Annotated in this window: 25 protein-coding genes, 1 tRNA gene and 1 pseudogene; 12 read left to right on the top strand and 15 right to left on the bottom strand. The window is 62.2% G+C overall.

What is annotated here, in order from left to right; genetic code table 11:
• The first annotated feature begins 159 nt into the window (after positions 1-159).
• From rpmF to Q1A06_RS02390, 7 genes are all read left to right on the top strand, one after another.
• Positions 160-366 carry a 50S ribosomal protein L32 gene (rpmF, locus tag Q1A06_RS02420; protein ID WP_299558286.1) on the top strand — a complete coding sequence of 69 codons (207 nt, stop codon included), beginning with the start codon at positions 160-162 and terminating at the stop codon, positions 364-366.
• 42 nt (positions 367-408) lie between these two features.
• Positions 409-1,488: a phosphate acyltransferase PlsX gene (gene plsX / locus Q1A06_RS02415; protein ID WP_299558284.1), complete on the top strand. Its 1,080-nt coding sequence runs from the start codon at positions 409-411 to the stop codon at positions 1,486-1,488.
• Positions 1,485-2,456 carry a beta-ketoacyl-ACP synthase III gene (locus tag Q1A06_RS02410; protein WP_299558282.1) on the top strand — a complete coding sequence of 324 codons (972 nt, stop codon included), beginning with the start codon at positions 1,485-1,487 and terminating at the stop codon, positions 2,454-2,456. The genes plsX and Q1A06_RS02410 overlap by 4 nt, the downstream gene beginning before the upstream one ends.
• 46 nt (positions 2,457-2,502) lie before the next feature.
• The gene (gene ihfA, locus Q1A06_RS02405; RefSeq protein ID WP_299558280.1) at positions 2,503-2,853 is read left to right on the top strand and encodes an integration host factor subunit alpha; all 351 of its coding nucleotides are present in this window, start codon (positions 2,503-2,505) and stop codon (positions 2,851-2,853) included.
• Between the two features lie 4 nt (positions 2,854-2,857).
• A complete protein-coding gene (locus Q1A06_RS02400; RefSeq protein ID WP_299558278.1) occupies positions 2,858-4,069 on the top strand; it encodes a MerR family transcriptional regulator in 1,212 nt (403 codons plus the stop codon).
• A gap of 67 nt (positions 4,070-4,136) precedes the next feature.
• Positions 4,137-4,213 (top strand) — tRNA-Pro (locus tag Q1A06_RS02395).
• Between the two features lie 67 nt (positions 4,214-4,280).
• Entirely contained in the window at positions 4,281-5,357 is a 1,077-nt protein-coding gene (locus Q1A06_RS02390; RefSeq protein ID WP_299558276.1) for a 2'-deoxycytidine 5'-triphosphate deaminase, read from the top strand.
• 88 nt (positions 5,358-5,445) lie between these two features.
• On the opposite strand, the gene Q1A06_RS02385 is transcribed toward Q1A06_RS02390, so the two are convergent.
• From Q1A06_RS02385 to Q1A06_RS02350, 8 genes are all read right to left on the bottom strand, one after another.
• Positions 5,446-5,676, bottom strand: coding sequence for a hypothetical protein (locus Q1A06_RS02385; protein WP_299558274.1), 231 nt, complete (start codon positions 5,674-5,676; stop codon positions 5,446-5,448).
• Between the two features lie 99 nt (positions 5,677-5,775).
• Positions 5,776-6,381, bottom strand: coding sequence for an SMC-Scp complex subunit ScpB (scpB, locus tag Q1A06_RS02380; RefSeq protein WP_299558272.1), 606 nt, complete (start codon positions 6,379-6,381; stop codon positions 5,776-5,778).
• Between the two features lie 55 nt (positions 6,382-6,436).
• Positions 6,437-7,219: a ScpA family protein gene (locus Q1A06_RS02375; RefSeq protein WP_299558270.1), complete on the bottom strand. Its 783-nt coding sequence runs from the start codon at positions 7,217-7,219 to the stop codon at positions 6,437-6,439.
• A complete protein-coding gene (locus tag Q1A06_RS02370; protein ID WP_299558268.1) occupies positions 7,212-8,231 on the bottom strand; it encodes a glycoside hydrolase family 3 protein in 1,020 nt (339 codons plus the stop codon). The genes Q1A06_RS02375 and Q1A06_RS02370 overlap by 8 nt, the downstream gene beginning before the upstream one ends.
• Positions 8,228-9,181 (bottom strand): SPOR domain-containing protein, encoded by a 954-nt coding sequence (locus tag Q1A06_RS02365; RefSeq protein ID WP_299558267.1) that lies wholly within the window; start codon positions 9,179-9,181, stop codon positions 8,228-8,230. Before Q1A06_RS02365 ends, Q1A06_RS02370 begins: the two co-directional genes overlap by 4 nt.
• 104 nt (positions 9,182-9,285) lie before the next feature.
• A complete protein-coding gene (gene argS, locus Q1A06_RS02360; RefSeq protein ID WP_299558265.1) occupies positions 9,286-11,031 on the bottom strand; it encodes an arginine--tRNA ligase in 1,746 nt (581 codons plus the stop codon).
• Between the two features lie 72 nt (positions 11,032-11,103).
• The gene (locus Q1A06_RS02355; protein ID WP_299558263.1) at positions 11,104-11,706 is read right to left on the bottom strand and encodes a hypothetical protein; all 603 of its coding nucleotides are present in this window, start codon (positions 11,704-11,706) and stop codon (positions 11,104-11,106) included.
• Complete coding sequence (locus Q1A06_RS02350) at positions 11,696-12,874, bottom strand: deoxyguanosinetriphosphate triphosphohydrolase (protein ID WP_299558261.1); 1,179 nt, start codon at positions 12,872-12,874, stop codon at positions 11,696-11,698. Before Q1A06_RS02350 ends, Q1A06_RS02355 begins: the two co-directional genes overlap by 11 nt.
• A gap of 106 nt (positions 12,875-12,980) precedes the next feature.
• Here Q1A06_RS02350 and Q1A06_RS02345 point away from each other — a divergent pair, with 106 nt between their 5' ends.
• The 4 genes and pseudogenes from Q1A06_RS02345 to Q1A06_RS20995 all read left to right on the top strand — a co-directional run.
• Positions 12,981-13,304, top strand: coding sequence for an iron-sulfur cluster assembly accessory protein (locus Q1A06_RS02345; RefSeq protein ID WP_299558259.1), 324 nt, complete (start codon positions 12,981-12,983; stop codon positions 13,302-13,304).
• Positions 13,305-13,372: 68 nt separating this feature from the next.
• Positions 13,373-14,155 carry an exodeoxyribonuclease III gene (gene xth / locus Q1A06_RS02340; RefSeq protein ID WP_299558257.1) on the top strand — a complete coding sequence of 261 codons (783 nt, stop codon included), beginning with the start codon at positions 13,373-13,375 and terminating at the stop codon, positions 14,153-14,155.
• 190 nt (positions 14,156-14,345) lie between these two features.
• Positions 14,346-14,546 carry a hypothetical protein gene (locus Q1A06_RS02335; protein WP_299558255.1) on the top strand — a complete coding sequence of 67 codons (201 nt, stop codon included), beginning with the start codon at positions 14,346-14,348 and terminating at the stop codon, positions 14,544-14,546.
• Positions 14,453-14,683: pseudogene (locus Q1A06_RS20995) on the top strand (superoxide dismutase family protein); the annotation flags it as partial. The gene Q1A06_RS02335 and the pseudogene Q1A06_RS20995, both read left to right, overlap by 94 nt.
• A gap of 91 nt (positions 14,684-14,774) precedes the next feature.
• Here the strand turns inward: Q1A06_RS20995 and Q1A06_RS02330 are convergent.
• The 4 genes from Q1A06_RS02330 to Q1A06_RS02315 form a co-directional block, all read right to left on the bottom strand.
• Entirely contained in the window at positions 14,775-15,359 is a 585-nt protein-coding gene (locus tag Q1A06_RS02330; RefSeq protein WP_299558253.1) for an HNH endonuclease, read from the bottom strand.
• Between the two features lie 139 nt (positions 15,360-15,498).
• The gene (locus Q1A06_RS02325; protein WP_299558251.1) at positions 15,499-16,164 is read right to left on the bottom strand and encodes an alpha/beta fold hydrolase; all 666 of its coding nucleotides are present in this window, start codon (positions 16,162-16,164) and stop codon (positions 15,499-15,501) included.
• Positions 16,161-16,784, bottom strand: a complete 624-nt coding sequence (locus Q1A06_RS02320) for a DNA-3-methyladenine glycosylase 2 family protein (protein ID WP_299558249.1) — start codon at positions 16,782-16,784, stop codon at positions 16,161-16,163. Before Q1A06_RS02320 ends, Q1A06_RS02325 begins: the two co-directional genes overlap by 4 nt.
• Entirely contained in the window at positions 16,781-17,515 is a 735-nt protein-coding gene (locus Q1A06_RS02315) for a precorrin-6A/cobalt-precorrin-6A reductase (protein ID WP_299558247.1), read from the bottom strand. Before Q1A06_RS02315 ends, Q1A06_RS02320 begins: the two co-directional genes overlap by 4 nt.
• A gap of 122 nt (positions 17,516-17,637) precedes the next feature.
• On the opposite strand from Q1A06_RS02315, the gene Q1A06_RS02310 reads away from it, so the two are divergent.
• Entirely contained in the window at positions 17,638-18,843 is a 1,206-nt protein-coding gene (locus Q1A06_RS02310; RefSeq protein WP_299558245.1) for an MFS transporter, read from the top strand.
• Here the strand turns inward: Q1A06_RS02310 and Q1A06_RS02305 are convergent, their stop codons facing one another.
• From Q1A06_RS02305 to Q1A06_RS02295, 3 genes are read right to left on the bottom strand one after another with little or no spacing between them, the layout of a single operon-like run.
• The gene (locus Q1A06_RS02305; protein WP_299558243.1) at positions 18,844-19,608 is read right to left on the bottom strand and encodes a squalene/phytoene synthase family protein; all 765 of its coding nucleotides are present in this window, start codon (positions 19,606-19,608) and stop codon (positions 18,844-18,846) included. It abuts the gene before it with no gap.
• Complete coding sequence (locus Q1A06_RS02300; RefSeq protein ID WP_299558241.1) at positions 19,605-20,330, bottom strand: class I SAM-dependent methyltransferase; 726 nt, start codon at positions 20,328-20,330, stop codon at positions 19,605-19,607. Before Q1A06_RS02300 ends, Q1A06_RS02305 begins: the two co-directional genes overlap by 4 nt.
• A gap of 39 nt (positions 20,331-20,369) precedes the next feature.
• Entirely contained in the window at positions 20,370-21,140 is a 771-nt protein-coding gene (locus tag Q1A06_RS02295) for a hypothetical protein (RefSeq protein WP_299558239.1), read from the bottom strand.
• Between the last annotated feature and the right edge of the window lie 2 nt (positions 21,141-21,142).

Here is a 21,142-nt window from a genome sequence, read left to right as displayed (position 1 = left end):
CTCTTTTCAGGGTATTTTGCGCCGCTCCGGTGATTTAGCGTTGGACAAGCGACAGGCCTTTGCCTAAACGCACACCACGCCCGCTTGGGAATTGATCCGAAACACGGCCCGCCGCACCCGATGTGCGCCGATACGGCCCCGAATACAAAGGCACCAGACATGGCTGTCCAGCAGAACAAAGTCTCCAAATCGCGCCGCAACAACCGCCGCGCCCACGATTCTCTCAACCCTGCGAACCCGAACGAGTGTTCGCACTGCGGCGAGATGAAACGCCCGCACCATATCTGCGCCTCCTGTGGCCACTACGACGAGAAAGAAATTGTCGCGTTGAACGACGAGATTGATCTCGAAGACGACGCAGCCTAAGCTGCGCGTAATCCCGAAGACAATCGAAGGCATTCGCAGCAGATGACGGCCCGGACCGATCACACACACGCGAACGCCCCGCAGATTCGGATTTCTGTCGATGCGATGGGAGGCGATCAGGGACCGGCGGCAGTGGTTGCCGGTTGCCTCAAATCCGCGCAGGCCAATCCCGATATCGCGTTCATTCTGCACGGCCCCAGGGCCGAGTTGGAAGCGCTGGTATCAAAACACAGCAAATTGGCCGACCGGGTGGAAATCCGTGATGCGACGGGCGTGGTCAACATGGCTGACAAGCCAAGTCAGGTCGTGCGCACCGGCAAGGACACATCCATGTGGTCTGCGGTCGAATCCGTACGCTCGGGCGAGGCGAGCGTCGCCGTGTCATGTGGAAACACCGGAGCCTTGATGGCCCTGTCGATGATCCGGCTGCGCAAGTTGCCCGGTGTGAACCGTCCCGCCATCGCTGTGCTCTATCCGTCATCGAATGCGCAGGGTTTCAACGTGATGCTTGACGTCGGCGCGGATATCCGGGCCGATGCGGATGATCTGCTGCGCTTCGCGTTGATGGGCATGTCCTATGCGCGCAATGGCATGGATCTGGACAAGCCGCGCATCGGATTGCTGAACGTCGGGGTCGAGGAACACAAGGGACGGACCGAACTGAAGGAGGCCCACGACCTGATTCGCGATCATGCCGCGGACGGTGGATTTGAATTCGTCGGATTCGTCGAAGGCGGCGATATCTCCGGCGACCGCGCCGACGTCATCGTCACCGATGGATTTACCGGTAACGTCGCCATCAAAACCGGCGAAGGTACGGCCAGCCTGATCGGCCGCCGCCTGCGCGAGGCATTCGAGTACTCCGCCCTGTCCCGCCTTGCCTCCCTGTTGGCCTACACGTCGCTCATGCGGCTGCGCAGGAAAATTGATCCGCGCAACGTCAACGGGGGTGTGTTTCTCGGGCTGAATGGTACGGTGGTCAAATCCCATGGCTCTGCCGATGCCACCGGCGTTGCGGCTGCGATCAAACTGGCGGCGCAACTCGCAGAGAACGGGTTCAACGATAAACTCGCGGCGCGCGTTGCCGCGGCCCTGCCCCCAGAGGAGGCCACGAGCGAATGACGATCCGTGCAGTTGTCAAAGGCGTCGGACACTATCTGCCGACGCGCGTTGTCGAAAACGCCGAATTCGAAGAGTCGCTCGACACCACCGACGAATGGATCCGCGCCCGGTCGGGCATCGAGCGGCGGCATTTCGCCGACGAATCCGAGACAACATCGACGATGGCCACCGCCGCCGCGCAAAAGGCGCTCGTCATGGCGGGGCTTGATCCATCCGACATTGACGCGCTGATCCTTGCGACGTCCACCGCCGATTTCACGTTCCCCTCCGCCGCGACGATGGTTCAGGCGCAGCTGGGCATGAAGAGCGGGTTTGCCTTCGATGTGCAGGCGGTTTGCGCCGGTTTCGTTTTCGCAATGGCGAATGCGAACGCGCTGATCCTGTCGGGGCAGGCACGCCGTGTTCTGGTCATCGGGGCGGAGACGTTCAGCCGTATCATGGACTGGACCGATCGCAGCACCTGCGTGCTGTTCGGGGACGGCGCAGGCGCCCTGATACTTGAGGCGCAAGAGGCTGACGGCACAGCTCAAGACCGAGGGATTCTGTCAACAGACCTCAATTCCGACGGCACCTACCGCGACCTTCTGTACGTTGATGGCGGTGTGTCGACCGGGACAACCGGGCACCTGCGCATGCAGGGCAATCAGGTCTTCCGGCACGCTGTCGAAAAGCTCGCAGCGACGGCGACCACGGCGATGGAACGAGCCGATGTGACAGAAGATCAGGTCGATTGGGTTGTCCCGCATCAGGCCAACATCCGCATCATTCAGGGCACCGCCAAAAAGCTTGGTTTGCCGATGGAGCGGGTCATCGTGACCGTTCAGGATCACGGCAATACGTCCGCTGCATCGATCCCGCTCGCGCTGTCCGTGGGCCATGAACGCGGGCAGATCAAAACCGGTGATTTGCTGGTCACAGAGGCGATCGGCGGGGGTCTTGCATGGGGTGCTGTGGTGCTGCGCTGGTAGTTGACTTATCAACAACCTCACCCCGCTTTTCTGCGATCTTATTGACTTGAAGGGCAAAGCTGGCCAAAGTCACGATAAATTTACGGGGGATGCTATGACGGGCAAGACATTGACGCGGATGGATCTCAGCGAAGCTGTATTCCGCGAAGTGGGACTGTCGCGCAATGAAAGCGCGCAATTGGTAGAAACCGTCCTTGACGAAATGTCAGACGCGCTGGTGCGCGGCGAACAGGTCAAGATTTCGTCTTTCGGGACATTTTCGATCCGGGATAAATCCGCCCGTATTGGCCGCAACCCGAAGACCGGTGAGGAAGTCCCGATCAATCCACGCCGTGTTCTGACCTTTCGCCCTTCGCACCTGATGAAGGACCGCGTGGCCGACGGCAACAAGTCCTGAGCTGATGCCCAAATCGCCGGACGCCTTCCGCACGATCTCCGAAGTCGCCGACTGGCTTGGCATACAGGCCCATGTGTTGCGGTTTTGGGAAAGTAAATTCACCCAGGTCAAGCCGATCAAGCGCGCGGGTGGACGACGCTACTACCGCCCTGCCGACATGCTGCTGCTGGGCGGTATCAAGAAGCTGTTGCATGATGACGGGATGACCATCAAGGGCGTCCAGAAAATTTTGCGCGAGGAAGGGATGAGCCATGTGTCGGCGATGTCCGCCCCACTTGACGAAGCCGATGCGCAGACGGCGCCCGCAACCGGCAACGCCGAGATGACGCAATTACCTCCGGAGCCAGAACCCAAGGCCGTCGTGCTGCCCTTCGAACCGGTCCGGGAATCGCCCGACGCCGCGCAGGCTGCACAGTCCGACACGACGCCCCCCTCCCCTGCACCTCATTCTACTGGCCCTGACCCTACTACATCCGAGGAACGCGCGGACGAGGAGGCACCCATTGAAGACGCTCTTGCAAACGCACCGGTAGAAGCTGGGGCTGAGGCTGAGGCTGAGGCTGAGGCTGAGGCTGAGGCTGAGGCTGAGGCTGAGGCTGAGGAGGTACTACGCGATGAGCAAACCGACTCAAGCAAGAAAACACAGGCGGTTGCTATTTCACATGATGACGCGGACCGCGCTTCCGACGTGCAGGATGACGCACCGCATACGCCAGATGCACCGTCGCAGCAGCCCGCCGAGCGTGCCATGTCTCCACTACCAGAGTTCCTGAAAACCGCACCGGAGGAGACATCGGACAGTGCGCTGACGGACACGGATGCAGATGCCGCATCAGCGCCCCCTGTCCTGCAAGACCGTCCCGCACACGAGCGACCTCCGGCTGCCGAAGCGCCAGCCGAGTCCGAAACCGAGGCGCTGTTGCCCGACACCGCAGCTGTCGACCCAATGGTCGCCGCCGCCCAGAATACCGATAATTCCGAACAGGAATCAGTGGATGCTGCGCCGGAGAAACCGAAAAAGGCAAGAGATATCGGGATGCCGGATGTGCAGACTGAGGCGGAGATTCACGCCTCGCCCGCCGTCCTTTCTGCATTGACACGGGCACGGTGTATCGACACGGAAACTGCGCAGAAGCTGCATCCGCTGCTTTCCCAACTGGCTGCGCTGCGCGACAGGATGAACGCGCGCGGCGGACCGGCCAAGCCAAATCATTAGGCGGTTGCAGGTTGGGTGCAATTCCCCCTTGCGCCGCGACGGATATGCGGTATGAACGCCCCCATGTCGGGCTATGGCGCAGCCTGGTAGCGCGTCCGTCTGGGGGACGGAAGGTCGCAGGTTCGAGTCCTGCTAGCCCGACCACGACATACACAAAACGCCCGCATCGCCCACGGTGCGGGCGTTTTGCGCATCAGGAGGACTGCAATAAATGGCTGGCGTGATCCCCAATCAAATGATCGAGGCGATGATTGCGAACGGCCGGATTTCCGCCTCCCAAAGCATCGACGCGGCTCAGATCCAACCCGCCAGCCTCGACCTGCGCCTGGGCGACGTGGCCTACCGCGTGCGGGCGTCGTTTCTGGCGGGGCATCAGGCGAAAGTCGCCGACCGTCTTGAGGAATTCGAGATGCACCGGATCGACCTGCGCCAAGGCGCGGTATTGGAGAAAGGGGCGGTGTATGTCGTGCCGCTGATGGAGCGGCTCGATCTACCGGAAGATGTCTCTGCGGTCGCCAACGCGAAAAGCTCGACCGGACGACTGGATCTTTTGACCCGCACGATCACCGATGGCGGGACAGAGTTTGATCGAATCACCGCCGGATATGACGGACCGCTGTATGCGGAAATCTGTCCGCGCTCATTCTCCGTGCTGGTCCGGCCCGGCATGCGCCTGAACCAGATCCGGTTCGGCAGCGGTAGTACCGTTCTCGACGACGCGGCCCTGCGCGCGCTACACGCCCGTTCGCCGCTTGTCGACGGTGACGCATTGATCGACGAGGGGCTGGGGTTCAGCGTCGATCTGCGGCTTCCTGAGACCACGCTGGTCGGCTATCGCGCCAAACCGCATACCGGCGTCGTCGATCTGGACAAGATCGGCCACTATGCCGCCGCCGACTATTGGGAGGAAGTGCACAGTGACAACGGCCAGATCATTCTGGACCCCGGTGCCTTCTACATCCTCGTCAGCCGCGAAGCGGTGACGATCCCGCCCGAATACGCCGCCGAAATGGCCCCCTACCTTGCGATGGTGGGTGAGTTCCGCGTCCACTACGCAGGTTTTTTCGATCCCGGTTTCGGGCATCACGCAACCGGTGGCACAGGATCACGCGGTGTCCTCGAGGTGCGCTGCCACGAAGCGCCTTTCGTACTGGAGCATGGTCAGATCGTCGGACGGTTGGTCTATGAGCGGATGCACGAAGCGCCGACACAGCTTTATGGCGCAGCAATCGCATCCAACTATCAGGGGCAAGGGCTCAAGCTGTCCAAGCATTTTCGCACGCCCTGAGCGACCGGCGTTGGGGGGCCAGCCCCCGCCCTTGGCCAGGGGCCAAGGTCCCCCCCGGGATATTTTAGGCCAAAGGAAACAGGCCTTTTCAGAATTTGTTGAGGCGGCGGATGGCTTTCACTGCCTGTTTTGCCTGCCGCGATTGTTGATTGCGCTTGCGACCGGCGCGCTTGTTGGCACGCAGTTCCTGTTCGGTCGTGCGGGTGTGAATGTGGTTGCCATCGTCATCCAATTGCGGCTTGTCGGCGGTCTTGCCCGAGCGCATCTGTGCGGCGCGGTCAAATCCAGCGTCGATGCCCTTGTTGAGCAGCTTGCGCATGACGAGGCGGATTACCATGTTGACGATCTGATTCATTTCGGTGCTCCCGGTGTCGGTGGCGTTGGTTTGAGTATACGGAGAAATGGGGCGATAGTTGGATCAATCCTCGAAAAGTTCGCTTTGACCTTCGCTGGCTTCGGGGTCTTCCTCGCTTTGCGGGGGGGAAGGGAACGCACCGGACAGCGGTCGGTTTTCCAGCAGGCCGGCTGCGCGCAGTTCCTTGAGCCCCGGCAGATCACGAGCGTTTTCAAGGCCGAAGTGATCGAGAAAGCTTTCGGTGACGACGAAAGTGACCGGGCGGCCCGGCGTCATCTTTCGCCTGCCGAACCGGATCCATTCCAGTTCCAGCAGCTGATCCACTGTCCCACGCGACACGGAAACGCCGCGGATCTCTTCGATCTCGGCCCGGGTCGCGGGCTGGTGGTAGGCGATGATCGCTAAGGTCTCGATCGCAGCGCGGCTGAGTTTGCGCACCTCGACCGTCTCCTTTTGCATGAGATAGCCCAGATCGGGCGCCGTGCGCAGCGCGTAGGCGTCGCCGATTCTGCTCACCTGAACGCCGCGTCCTTCATAGCGCCGACGCAGGTACACCATTGCTTCTGCCGGATCGCACCCGTGTGGCATCCGGGCTTCGAGATCCTTCAGCGTCAGCGGATCGGCGCTAGCGAACAGGATCGCCTCGATCATGCGCTCCTGTTCGGCCATGGGGGGGGGTTCGAACAGGCTTTGTTCTTTATCGGCAGTATTTTGAGACACGAAGCTAATCCTTCCTGCGCAACTGGATCGGCGCGAATATCTCAGCCTGACGGATCTCTAGCCTGCCTTCCTTGACCAGTTCCAGCGAGGCGGCGAAGGTCGCGGCCGTAGCTGAACGCCGCTTGACCGGATCACTTTCCCACCCTTCGGGCAGATAACTAGTCAGATCGCCCCAGTCGCCCGCGAAACCGATCAATCCACGCATCCGCTCAAGCGCCTGTTCCATTGTGAATACGGTCTCGCGGTCCATCACGAAGGGACGGAAATCATCGCGGGTGCGGATGCGGGCGTAGCCCTGCATCAGGTCAAGCAGCGTTGCCGTGTAGGTTACCTTGCGCACCCGTTCGACCATCTGTGTCTGACCGCGTGCGAAAAAGTCGCGGCCCAACTGGTCGCGCGCCATCAACCGGGCGGCGGCATCGCGCATCGCGGCGAGGCGTTCAAGCTGGAACGCGAGATGCGCGGCAAGTTCCTCGCCCGTTGGGCCGTCTTCGGAGGGATCCGGGGGCAAGAGAAGGCGAGATTTGAGAAAGGCGAGCCATGCCGCCATCACCAGATAATCTGCAGCCAGTTCGAGGCGCAGCGCCTTCGCGCGATCCACGAATGCCAGGTATTGCCGAGCGAGATGCAGCACCGAAATCTTGCGCAGATCGACCTTCTGCGTCCGGCTGAGGGTCAGCAGCACATCCAGCGGCCCCTCGAAGCCTTCAACGTCGATGATCAGCGCCTCAGCCGCGAGGCGGTCCGCAACGCGCGTGGTATCTTCCTGAAAGAGGTTCTCAGCCATGTCCGCCCTCGCCCAATAGCGCCCTAAGCTGCGCATCGAGGGCGGGGATGTCAATCTCGTCGGGGCGGCGGCGATAGCTGAGTGCGCGCAGGGCGCGGCGCTGACCCAGATCGCTCATTTCGCCTGCGGCATCGGCGACGCGGGCGCGTTCGGCCAGGGTGCCGTTGCAGTGCAGGATCACATCGCATCCGGCGACAAGCGCCTGTTTGCTCAGAACATCCAATCGACCATCCAGCGCCTTCATCGAGATGTCGTCGGTCATGATGAGATTGTCAAAGCCGATATCCTCGCGGATCACGCGCATCATGGTGGACGACAGCGTTGCCGGTGCATCGTCAATCGCCGCATAAACCAAATGCGCCGTCATGCCCATCGGCGTGTCGCGCAAGGCCTTGAACGGTGCGAAATCGACCGTATCGAGTTCGGTTCGTGCTGCGCGCACGCACGGGAGTTCGAAATGGCTGTCCGCAGTTGCCCTGCCGTGACCCGGAATATGCTTGATCACCGGAAGCACACCACCTTCGAGCATACCGTCATTTGCCGCCTGCCCCAATTCGGCAACCTGCGCGGCCTCGGTCCCGTAGCAGCGGTCATACAGGAAGGGATGCGTCTCGGGGCTGGCAACATCGACCATCGGGGCGCAGTTGCTGTCGATACCGAGATCGTACAACTCGTGCGCGATGAGCCGATAGCGCAGGAACATCGCCTCGACCGCACGCGCACCTGCGGCGTGAACGAAATCGAGCGGGGGCAGCCAGTCACGCCAAGTGGGCGCGCGCAGGCGCTGCACGCGACCGCCCTCCTGATCGATCATGATCGGTGCATCACGTCCCACCGCCTCGCGGAAATCTGAGCATAGGGCGCGCACCTGATCGGGTGTGTCGATATTACGCGCGAACAGGATAAAACCGAACGGGTTCACCTCGCGGAACAACGCGTACTCCTGCGCCGTCAGACGGTGGCCTTCCGCGTCAAGTATGGTCGCGCCAAAGCGCCGGTTGCGGCTGCTCAACGTGTCACCACCGGGATGCAATCGACGCTTTCGGCAAGCAACGCAGAACAGAACCGCCGGGCATCTGCGATGTCCACGAAGCCCTCTGCGCGCAGACGGTAGAACGTGCGTCCGCCTGATTTGGCCTTCTGCACGACGCGCTGCTTGTCTTCAAGATAAGGACCGAAACGGGCGTTCAGCGTGCCCCACTGCGCGCGGGCGATCTCGGGGCTGTCGAAGGCGCCAAGCTGCACGAGGCGGGTGCCTGCCGGCAAGCTCGCCGCGTCGATCTCGGTTCCTGACGATAGGGCAGTAGCTGGTGCCGATGCAGGCGCGGCCATACGCGCTGCGCGCGGACGCAGCGCGGGCCGCAAGGACGTCAACATGCCATCACCGGACAGAACCTGTGGCACGGCGTCGACCGACACAGACGCCAGTACCGGAACAGTTTCTGCGTCTATTTCTTCCAGCGGCGCAACCCCTTGGGTCAATTGCGCCACAAGGTCGTCCACCGAACCGGAATCAAGCGCCGCGGCGACATCGACGAGTGCGGTTTCGGCTTCGGACGGCGCATCGTCGCTGGCTTGGGTCAGCACGGGCATGGGCTGATCCTCTTCATCCAGGTCGATTTGCTGCGGTGCCAGCTTGAGTTGCTCGGCGGGGTCATCCGCCGCTCCTATTGCGGCGACCGTATTGACCGACAGCCCCTGGTGTTCGGCGAAATCGCCGCCCGGACTCTCCGGACGCACACGCATCTCGCCGGCCACCGCGCGCACAAGAGGAATGCCGCTTACATCCCGCACCAACAGCTTGTACCCCCATACACCGACGCCCACCACAAGCGCCAGCGATACGACCGCACCCGCAAGATTGGTCAGCCTCACCACGGACCCACCGCGCGTCGATGTCACATATTCAGGATACTCATGTGTGGAATAGCCCCCGTTCGGGGACTGCGTGTAATCTGCCATTTCTGCCTCGCTGCCCACGTCGGTACATTGCCGAGCGGGTCTGATCGTTTGGTTTGCGCATCACGCCAAAGGCGCTGTTCCTGTCAAACCTGCGCGCGTGCGGTTTACCGCATCTCCTGCGCAGGCGTCACACCGAGGATACCCAAGCCTGCCGCGATTACAATCGCAGTGGCCCGCGCAAGAGCTATTTTAGCCTGCGATGTTGCAACATCGCCCTCCTGGATGAACCGCAGCTGCGTCTCATCGTTACCACGATTCCAAAGGCCGTGAAAATCCCCTGCAAGTTCATATAGATAGAAGGCGACCCTGTGCGGCTCATTGCTGCGCGCGGCCGTCTCGACAAGGCGCGGCCACTCGGCGATTTTCCGCAGCAGGCCCAATTCGGCATCGTGATCCAGCTTGCCCAGATCGGCGCTTTTCAAGGCGGCATCTTCAACGGCGATGCCCGCATCCGCCGCCTTGCGCAGCACCGATGCAACCCGCGCGTGCGCGTATTGAACGTAAAACACCGGATTCTCGCGGCTTTGCTCCATCACCTTGTCGAAATCGAAATCCAGCGGCGCGTCGTTCTTGCGCGTGAGCATCACGAACCGTGTTACATCCGCGCCGACCTCGTCGATGAGATCGCGCAGGGTAACGAAGTTGCCCGCCCGCTTGGACATTTTGAACTCTTCGCCGTTCTTGAACAGCTTCACAAGCTGCGTCAGCTTGATGTCAAGCGGCACCCGCCCGCCGGACAGCGCATGCACGGCTGCCTTCATCCGTTTGACATAGCCGCCGTGATCGGCACCGAACACATTGATCAGCATGTCGAATCCACGCTCGACCTTGTCGTTGTGATAGGCAATGTCGGGGGCGAAATAGGTCCATGAGCCGTCGTTCTTCTTGATCGGGCGGTCTTGATCATCACCGAAATCGGTAGATTTGAAGAGCGTCTGCTCGCGCGCTTCCCAATCGTCCGGCAGCTTGCCCTTCGGTGGTTCCAGCGTGCCGGTATAGATCAAGCCCATATCGTCGAGCTTTTGCAGGCAGGCTTCGATCTTGCCGGTGTCGTAGAGAGATTTCTCGGAGAAAAACTTGTCCATCTTCACGCCAAGAAGGGCGAGATCCGCGCGGATCAGTTCCATCATCTCGTCGGTGGCGAAATTGCGGATCGGGTCAAGCCAGACCGCCTCGTCCGCATCAATGTAACGGTCGCCTACTGTCTCTTTCAGTTTCTGGCCGACCGGGATCAGGTAATCGCCCGGATAGGTGCCGTCGGGAAAGGCAACCTCCTGCCCGTGCGCTTCGAGATAGCGCAAATAGACCGAGCGCGCCAAGGCGTCGATTTGCGAGCCGCCATCGTTGATCACATATTCGCGCGTCACGTCATAACCCGCAAAGGCCAGCAACGACGCCAGCGCATCACCGAAAACAGCACCACGGGTGTGGCCCACATGCAGCGGTCCCGTCGGATTAGCGGAGACATATTCCACATCCACCCGCTTGCCCGCGCCCAGCGTACCGCGCCCGAAATCGGTGCCTTCGTTCAGGACCGCAGCCGCAACGCCCTGCCAGACGGACGGCGCAAGCCGAAGGTTCAGGAACCCCGGCCCCGCCACGTCGGCTGAGGTAATCCGGGGATCCTCACTCAATTGCGCCGCCAGCTTTTCCGCGATGTCGCGGGGCTTCATCCGGGCGGGTTTGGCCAGCACCATCGCCGCATTCGTCGCCATATCGCCGTGCGCCGCATCGCGCGGCGGCTCGACCGTCACATTGTCGGTCAGCAACCCGCGCGGCAGATCGCCTGCGGCGACCATCGTGTCGAGGGCTGTCAGAACAAGGGTGCGGATATCGGCGAAAAGGTTCATTGCTGCATGCTCTTGATTGGTAAGGTGGCCGGTGTACCAGCTATCGTGCCCGCGTCAATCATGTGCTGCCGGTCAGAGCCGCAGTTCAGCGCCGTTCAGCGGCCTGACGGCGCCCTGCAAAAGCCCCAGAATCGCCGTGCGCGCTGGCGCTACCGCCTCCGGCCCGACACTGATCAGGTTAAGGGTCAGGCCGTCGCGTCGGAGCGCATGCACAAATGCGTCCTGCGCCGAGACAAGCGCGGGTGCCATTGCCCCCTCCGCCACATCCAGCGCCTGATCGGGGCGCGCCACCACGGTGATGATCTGTCCTTCGCGCGCGGCGAGGGCGGGCATGAAGCCCTGAACGATGCCTTGCAGCAGCGCGATGTTAAGATCAATTTCGGACGGTTTGCGCAATGGCATGAGATTGAGCACCGCATCCAGCCGTGCGGTACCCCAAGCCTTTCCGATCCGCCGCAACCCGTCGACGGGCGCCCCTTTCAGCGTCAAGGGCATAGCCCCCTTCAATTGCGACAGGCCCTCTGCATCGCCGTCGACCGCAACGACCTGCGCCCCTGCGTCCCCCAGTGCGCGGACAATGCTCCGGCCAAAACCGCAGACCGCCCCCAGAACGATGATCCGCCGGCTGCCCAAGACATTGCGTAAGGAGTGCGTCAGATCCTGTTCATGTTGCATTATGTCCCCTTCCCACCGCGTCGGGCGTACCGCCAATAAGCCGTGCGTGTTCCTGCAGCGCAAACCGGTCGGTCATGCCAGAAATGTAATCACTCACCATTCTGGCCAGCATAGTACGATCCCCGCCCGCTGCAGCAATGGAATTTGCCCAATGCGCGGGCATCAGCGCAGGTTGGTCGACAAACAGCGGGAAAAGATCTTCGATCACGCCCGATACCTCGGCGCGGATCCGCATCACCGAAGGCGCGCGGTACATCCGCGTAAACAGAAATGCACGTATCTGGTTCAGGTCGCGCCAAAGATCGTCGGAGAACCGGATCACCGGCCAGCCCAACGCGCGTACCTCTTCGACGGAACCGGCGCCGGAGGTGACCAGCAGATGCCGTGATGTCTCGATCACGTCCGCCACCATCATGCCGAACACCCGGCGCAACGCTTCGTGGCGGCGGCGGTAGCTGTCAAGCGTGGGGTACAGCCGGTCGACCTGGGCGTAGGCCGGACCGATCATCGGCAGTGCGGTGATCTCTTCGTCGGTGAACAGCCCGGCGCGCAGCCCGTCGTGCAGGTCGTGGTTGTTGTAGGCGATGTCATCCGACAGCGCCGCCACCTGCGCCTCGGCGCTGGCGTGACTGTCGAGTTCCAGATCGTGCTGGGCGTTGTACTCCGCCAGCGCGTGCGGCAGATCCCCCACCACCGGGCCGTTGTGCTTGGCGATCCCCTCCAATGTCTCCCACGTCAGGTTCAGCCCGTCGAAGTCCGCATAGTGCCGTTCCAGCGACGTCACGATCTTGATCGCCTGCGCATTGTGATCGAACCCGCCGTAGGGCGCCATCAGCGCGTGCAGCGCGTCCTCTCCGGTGTGGCCGAACGGCGGATGGCCCAGGTCATGCGCCAGCGCCACCGCCTCGGTCAGCACGCCGTTGAGATGCAGTGCACCGGCGATGGTGCGCGCCACTTGCGCGACCTCGATCGAATGGGTCAGCCGGGTACGGTAGTAATCGCCTTCGTGCTCCACGAACACCTGGGTCTTGTGCTTGAGCCGCCGAAACGCGCTGGCATGGATGATGCGGTCACGATCACGTTGGAAACACGAGCGGAAGCTGCTTTCCTCTTCCGCCACACGCCTGCCGCGGGCGCGGTCGGGATCGGACGCGAAGTATGCGCGCATCGGGTGTTCTCCTCGGGCTTGGGTGGTTGTACCCGTCTTGGTGTCTCCATATATTACGGAAACGCGCCGATGGAAACAGACGCCCCCGCCGATGAGGAGCCACCCCATGAACCTGCCCCCCATAGTGACTGAACGTGCCTTTGCCCGCCTTTCCGAAATAGGTGCGGCGCAGGATGGCAAGGCTCTGCGTGTCGCCGTCGAGGGCGGTGGGTGCTCGGGCTTTCAATACGAGATCGTGCTTGACACCGCAAAGGACGATGATCTGGTCCTCGAAGGCTCAGGCGAAAAGGTGGTGGTCGACAGCGTGTCCCTGCCCTTCCTCGCCAATGCGACGATTGATTTCAGTCAGGAATTGATCGGCGCGCGCTTTGTCATCGAGAACCCGAACGCGTCGTCTTCGTGCGGCTGCGGCACCTCGTTTTCCATGTAGGCCCGCAGGCTTGCTCCGCGCGCGTGGATGGGCGATAGCCTGTGCGACAGCCTGCGAGGAGCCAGACCATGAAAATCGCGACCTTCAACATCAACGGCATCAAGGCCCGGATCAACGCCCTGCCCGACTGGCTCGACGCTGCGGAACCGGACGTCGTGATGCTCCAAGAGATCAAGTCGGTGGACGAGGCCTTTCCCCGCGAGGTGTTCGAGGAGCGCGGCTATAACGTCGAGACGCACGGGCAGAAATCCTTCAACGGCGTGGCGATCCTGTCGAAACTGCCGCTTGAGGACGTCACGCGCGGCCTGCCCGGCGATGACGCCGACGATCAGGCCCGCTATATCGAAGCGACAGTCGTTGGCGATGTAACGTCGGTTCGCTTGTGCGGGCTGTACCTGCCCAACGGCAATCCCGCGCCCGGGCCGAAATACGACTACAAGCTGGCGTGGATGGACCGCCTTCGCGCCCGCGCGCAGGAACTGCTGGCTGAAGAAACGCCGTTTCTGATGGCGGGCGATTACAACATCATCCCTCAGGACGAAGACGCCGCCAATCCCGACGCCTGGCGCGACGACGCGTTGTTCCTGCCCCAATCGCGCGAGAAGTTTCGCCTGCTGCTGAACCTGGGCCTCACAGAGGCGTTCCGGGCGCGCACCCAAGGTCCCGGGCATTACAGCTTTTGGGACTATCAGGCCGGCGCATGGAACCGTAACCATGGCATCCGCATCGATCACTTCCTTCTGTGCCCCTACACCGCCGACCGCCTGCGCGATTGCCAGATCGACCGCGAAATTCGCGGCCACGAAAAACCGTCGGACCACGTGCCTGTCTGGATCAACCTCGATCTGTGATACCATAACCCGGCGCGGCATTTGCCGCAGTTCGATACGAACCTCCAGCTGCTGCGTTGTTCTGCGTACCCACGCAGAACAAGGCGCCGTTCCATATTCCAGAACATTCGCCCATACCGTTGCTGCAGTCGCACTGAGCGCGGGCATAGCCGCCGCCGACTCTCATGTCAGTGCCAGTGTAACCGCCGACATGATCGACAAGGACGGTGACAGCATTGGCACGGCAACGCTGCACCAGGGCGCGAACGGTGTTCTCATTTACGTCCGCGTCGAAGGGCTCGCACCCGGAAACCCGGCCTGCACCCGCATAGCGTCGCGTCGTGCGATCCCGCGACAGATTTCACGTCGGCCGAAGGACATGTCGGCAAGGTCGATGGCGGCCACGGCCTGATGAATCCGGACGAGCCTGAACCCGGCGATCTGCCGAACATCTTTGTAGGTCAGGACGGCATCAGCGAGATGGAAGCGTTCACCGCGCTCGTATCCCTGAAAGAGGGTGAGAACAATCTGCTTGGTGCGGACGGGTCGGCCTTAATCATCCACGGGGCGGCAGATGATCATCTTACACAACCCACCGGCGGCGCGGGTGTCGTGCGGCCTGATCCAGGCAGGCTGAATATCAGGCCTGAAGTTCTGCATCCCAGTAGAGAAAGTCCATCCAGCTGTCGTGGAGATGGTTGGGTGGAAACTTGCGACCCATGTTGCGCAACTCTTCCGCACCGGGCTGGCGTGGTGGCTTGCGCAGGTTAAAGCCGGTCTGGTGCAGTGCCTTTGACCCCTTGCGCAAATTGCACGGGCTGCACGCGGCAACAACGTTCTGCCAACTTGTCACGCCACCGCTCGCGCGCGGCACGACGTGATCGAAGGTCAGTTCGCCCTTCGAGCCGCAGTATTGACAGCGAAATTCATCCCTCAGAAATAAATTAAAGCGCGTGAAGGCCACGCGCTTTTGGGGTTTTACGTAATCTTTGAGCACCACGACTGAGGGAATCTGCAGCGTGGTGGTGGGACTGTGGACACAGTCGTCATACTCCGCCACGATATCGACCCGGTCGAGATACTTGGCCTTTACCGCCTCCTGCCATGACCAAAGCGACAGGGGATAATAGCTGAGCGGTCGGTAATCCGCATTCAGCACGAGCGCAGGTCGATGCTTGAGCCCGCCGGGTTGTCTGGTAAATTCCGTTCTGAAGTCGCCGTCCATTCTGCCACAGCCCTCTTACGATATGGCCCGACTATATCCCGTGGCTTCGGACTGGCAAGCCTCTCTTGCCCACAAGATGTCGCAGGCACCATAGGCGGTCAATGTAACGGAAATCTGACAGCGACCGCAGCGCGAGTGCCTAAAGGCTCAGCTTGTCACGCATGAAGGCGAGTGCAACGGACAGACCGTCTGGGGCGATGCCGTGGCCTGTTCCCTTCATGATGTGTGCGTACACGTCCGTCCACCCCGCCTCCTGCAGCGCCTCCGCCGCTTCGGGCAGCGATTGGGGCGGGACGACATCATCCTGATCACCGTGCACCAAAAGGACCGGCGGACGCGATACCGCTTCGTCCTTCAGCGTGTCGGGAGAAAGCAACCGACCGGAGAAGGCGACCACACCGGCGACCGCATCCTCGCGCCGCGCCGCCACATGCAACGCCATCATCGTGCCCTGCGAGAAGCCCATCAACACAACCTGTTCGGGCAACAGATCCTCGTCGACCATCAGCGCATCCAGATATGCGTTGAGATCCGAGACTGCCTGCATCATGCCGCGCGCGCTTTCTTCTTCAGACGATCCGTCGATCCAGGGGATCGGAAACCACTGGTAGCCGTTGGGCATTCCCGCGACCATCTCGGGCGCATCGGGTGCTACGAAAAGAGTATCCGGCAGATGTTCGCCCAGCGGGTCGGCAAGGCCCAGCAGATCCGCGCCGTTGGCACCGTATCCGTGCAGGAACACCACCGCTGAACGGGTGTCTCCCGAGACCGGCGCGCGGCGTTCCGAATTGAGGACTCGTGTCATGTCATTCCTTCCCGATCCTTGGCCAGACGGTAGTACGCAAACAAAAGCCGGGCCGCAACCGCGCGCCACGGGGACCAGTCATCGGCCAGGCGCGCCAGTTCCGCGGGTTTCGGCCGCGAAGGCAGATCAAATATCAGCCGTGCGGATTCCTGCAGCGCTAAATCACCGGGCGCGAACACATCCGCCCGACCCAGCCCGAACATCAGATAGACCTGTGCGGTCCAGATGCCGACACCGGGCACGGCGGTCAGCGTGTCGATCACCTGCGCATCGGACTGCCTATGTAGCGCAGCGAAGTCGATGTCCGCGCGCGCGAGAGCTGCCGCGTACCTGATTTTCGGGCGGCTCAGTCCAACGGCCCGCAACCCTTCGTCACCCGCCTCCAGAATCGCCGCAGGCGTGATCAGGCCCGCCGCCTCGACCCGGCCCCAGATCGCGCGGGCTGCGGCGACCGAGACCTGCTGGCTCACGATCTTTTCGAGAAGTGCAGCAAAACCGTCTCCGGACAGCCGCAATGGCAATGGCCCGGTCTGATCCAACGCCACCGCAAGCCGCGCGTCGCGCTGTGCCAGCCACGCCGCACCTTCGGCCACATCCTGCGTGGTTGCGATCACCCTCATTGTGCCGCGATCCAATCTAGTGCTTGAGCTACGCTTCCCACTTTGGGCAATCCAGCCGGGTCCAACGGCCGATCGACCAGTATCACCGCGATGTCGAGCTGGAGCGCCGCGTCCAGCTTGGGCCGGCTTGCCTGCCCACCGAGATTGCGACAGATCAGCAGATCCACCCGCCGTGCGGCAAACAGCGCGCGCTCGTCGGCCACAGTAAAAGGTGGATCACCGAACACCAGTTCAACAAAATCGTAGGGTGCGGGCCGGCTGTGGGAACGGGTCTGGCGCAACATCATAGCGGCCCCGCGAAAGCCGGCGAAGACCGGCAGGCTGTCCCACCCCGTAGCGGCAAATACACGCGTACCGGGTGTGATCAAAGCTACTGCCGCCGACACATTCGCAACGCGCCGCCAAGCGGGATGATCTTCGAGATCCCAAGCGGGTCGCTCCACCCGCAGATAAGGCAGTCCCAGCGTCTCGGCCGCGGCGAATGCCTGCGCCGTCGTGCGAACGTCGAATGAATGGCTGGCATCGACGATCATGTCAAAGCCCGACACGCGGATGAAATCGGACATCGCGCGTGTGGTATCGAACTGGCGCACGAAGACGTCGCCAACCGGTACGCGCGGCGTCTCTGAAACGATCACCCGATGGCTCTGCTTCCGCTGCGCCAGCGTCTGTGCGATGCGGCGCGCCTCGGCACTGCCGCCGAGCAGAAGGGTATGTTTCTCATTCGTCATCGGCGCAAGCATGAGCCGAGTGCGCACGCGGCGCAAGGGATCGCCTCCCCCCAAGACCTCATTGGGGGGTTGCCCAGACGCGGGGGCCGGAGTAGCGATAGGCGTAAGTTGAGGACATGAAGATGATCGATGACAGTCGCGCCAAGCGCAATGTAGCCGTACTTGTCGCAGCACAGGCAATTCTCGGCGCCCAGATGCCCATGATCTTTCTTGTCGGCGGTCTTGCGGGGAAATCACTGGCCAGCAACGTCTGCCTCGCGACGCTGCCGATTTCGATGATCGTCCTCGGCTCCATGCTGTCGGCTACCCCGATATCCGCCATCATGCAAAGGTACGGGCGACGCGCTGGATTTTTCGTCGGTGCCACGGGTGGGGCCATGGGCGGCGCCGTCGCGGCCTACGGGCTGATGCTGGCGTCTTTTCCGGTATTCCTCATCGGCTCGTTCATGACGGGCATCTATATGTCCGCACAGGGGTTCTACCGGTTCGCCGCCGCCGATACGGCGTCGGATGATTTCCGGCCCCGGGCTATTTCCTACGTCATGGCGGGGGGTCTTGTTTCAGCCATTATCGGCCCGCAGCTCGCCACAGCGACATCGCTTAGCTATGTGGTGCCGTTTGTCGGCACCTATCTCGCGGTGATGTTACTTAATATCATAGGTTCGATGCTCTTCCTGCTGATCGACATTCCCAAGCCGCCGGTGCCCTCGGTCGACGCGCCCAAGGGGCGCAGCCGCTTGGAGTTGATCACGACACCCCGCATCGCCGTCGCGGTCATTTGCGGGATGGTATCCTATGCGCTGATGAACCTCGTGATGACGTCGACACCACTGGCGGTCCTGGGCTGCGGGTTCGAGCAGAAAGACGCGGGCTTCATCGTGACTGCGCATGTGCTCGCGATGTTCGCGCCCTCGTTCTTTACCGGACATCTGATCAATCGTTTCGGTGTCGAACGGATCATGGGCGCCGGAATCCTGATACTTGGGGCCGCCGGCATGGTGGCGCTGAGCGGCGTGGAACTTGAAAACTTCTACATCGCGCTAATGCTGCTGGGCCTCGGATGGAACTTTGGTTTTATCGGTGCGACATCGATGCTTGCGGGGGCGCACGCGCCACACGAACGCGGTCGTATGCAGGGGCTGAACGATCTGCTGGTGTTCGGCGGTGTCACTGTCGCCTCGCTGGCGTCGGGCGGCTTGATGAATTGCTCGGGGGGGTCCGCGGTCGAAGGCTGGGCCGCCGTCAACTATGCAATGGTGCCCTTCCTGATCCTCGCCGGCGGCGCGCTGGTCTGGCTTGCTTTGCGCGAGCGCCGCGAGACCGTGTGATCACCACCGCCCGGTCAAAGCGCGCAGGCTGAAATTCACGCCCGGTACAGGCAACCGACCGTCTGCCACATCCAAAGGATGTGCCGTTGCATGCCGCAATACCGGTTCCGCAGCCGTCGCGGGCAACAGCGCGGGATTGCACCTGCGAGAGACAGCGGCACGGGACCCCCGCGCATCCTGCAGCGCCTTTGTCCCTGCCCTTGCCAACGCCGCAATGCCCGACGGCGTCCCGTCCAGCAGCGGCACCCGGCCCGCTTCCTCCAGCGCAGGCAGCGCCTGCAGCCACGCAGCCACCCCCGCCGCGTATCCGGCATTGCGCACAACTTCTTCGTCGGCATCGCCCAACAATTCGGTTGCGGTCAACATCAGATGGCCCGCTGTGCTGTCGATGTAGCGCGCAAAATCATCTGCGTCCTCAAACGCATCGGTGTAGATATCCCACCGTCGGGCGACGATCAATTCATCGAGCCTGCGCGCCTGTGCTGCCGTGATCACGCCACTCAGCGGCGTTGCCACCTCATGACGCCGCACGTCACCACCCTGCGCGATCTCTTCAAGAACATCACGCCACCATTGCAGCCGCATTTCGGCAATCATTGGCTCTTTCGTCACCCACGGCGCGCGCGAGACCTCGACGTTGAAGGCGTAGAGCGCGAACAGCTTCTTGCGGGCCTCTAGTGGCGCCATCATCGCGGTGCGAAAGCGCAGCGGATCGCCGCGTTCCACCAGACGGGCGCAGGACGTCAGATCAGCGTCGAGGGTCATCGCGGCCTTACCACGCTGAGCAGATAGCCGAACGCATCTCGATGCGCCCGCCAGCAGGCCGCCTCCTCGGCCGCCTCATCCAGCACTTGCGTCAGAGCCGCATCCGCACCGGGACGCAGAGCGGCAATGCGCGCGTCAAGTGGCGTGAGATACGCCTCCCATGCCGCATCCGACAGGCGGCGCTGGCCGATCACGTCAAAGCCCGCGGCATCGATCTGGCGGGTCACACCGGCCACATCGGTCATCGCCGTGTGGTCCGCCCATAGGGCTTGCGCCCGCGCGGGCCGGTTCTCACCGAACCAGCACAGCTCGGAAAACGCGATGCAGCCCTGTGGCGTCAGCGACTTGCGCCAGCCGCGCAACGCCCGCTCCACCCCAAGAAAATAAACCGCTCCCGCACACCAGATCAGATCATAGCTGTTGTGGATCGCCGCCATATCCGCCTTGAGCACGGTGACACGCGGATCGTCGGCATAGATCGCACGGGCCGCCCTCACGAACTGCGCCGTCTTGTCGAGCGCCGTCACCTCGCCTTGGGGCGCCTGTGCCAAAAGGGCCGCGATGTCGGCACCGGGACCGCAACCGACGTCGGCGATCCGCGCCCGAGCGCCAATGACGGCCTGCTGCGTCGCCCAGACCACATCCGCAGGCTCGCCCGGCCCCTCGCGCGGGAGATCCCGGTGAAGCTTAAAAAAGGCGTCTTGCTGCGTATCAGAATCCATCGAGAAAGCTCTCCATCTTGGCGCGTGTGCGCGGGTCGTTCACCATATCGAGATGGTTGGTTCGCTCAGAATGTAGTAGCGGTCCCTGTCCGTCACAGCTGCCATGGTAGGGGCGTAAAGGGACGCGTCAAACACCTCGTTCCGGTCGCCCGCGATCAACAGCACCGCACGCGGCATGTCGAACTGGATCACCGGCAAATGGTTGAGTGCGTCGATGCGCAGGCTGTTCAAGATTTTCAGACCGACGATGCGGCGTACCAGTGGAGGCGTCCAACCGCCCGAATGATCGCGGGTCATCCGCGCGTCATGCCGCAGAAAGGATGCCAGCAGGATCGCGCTATCCATCATGTCGCCGTACGCACCGGCGGCGTTCTGATCAGGTTGGTGCAGGGTCGCGACAAGATCGCCCAGATTGTCCCCGAACTGAACGATATAGTCCACATCACCACGGCGACCGGGGGCGGTGCCGTGGCCGTGCAGATCCGGATCGATCAGATGCGCTTTGCCCTGCAAGGCTTTGGCGGCGCTGTCGAATTTTAGACCGTGCCAGCCTGACCCGTGCACCATCACCAGCAGCGGTGCAGTCGCGCGCATGGCTGGGTAATCGCGGTAGTGCAAGGCATAGCCGTCGCGTATACGCACCGCCAGCAAGGGCGCGGGATCGCTCACATACTGCGCAAGCTGATTGCCGAAATCCAGTGCGCCTTTCGGCTCCACCGCCTTGGGTCGCTGCGTTAGGACAAGGGTAAACGCCACCCCAACCGTGATCGTAAGAGATACAAGAGCGACCTCCAAGATACTGAAGATCATCG

This window comes from uncultured Sulfitobacter sp., assembly GCF_947497275.1.
Taxonomy (GTDB): Bacteria; Pseudomonadota; Alphaproteobacteria; order Rhodobacterales; family Rhodobacteraceae; genus Sulfitobacter.
Note: the sequence above shows the minus strand (reverse complement) of the source record. Positions and strands in the feature narration are given on the sequence as shown.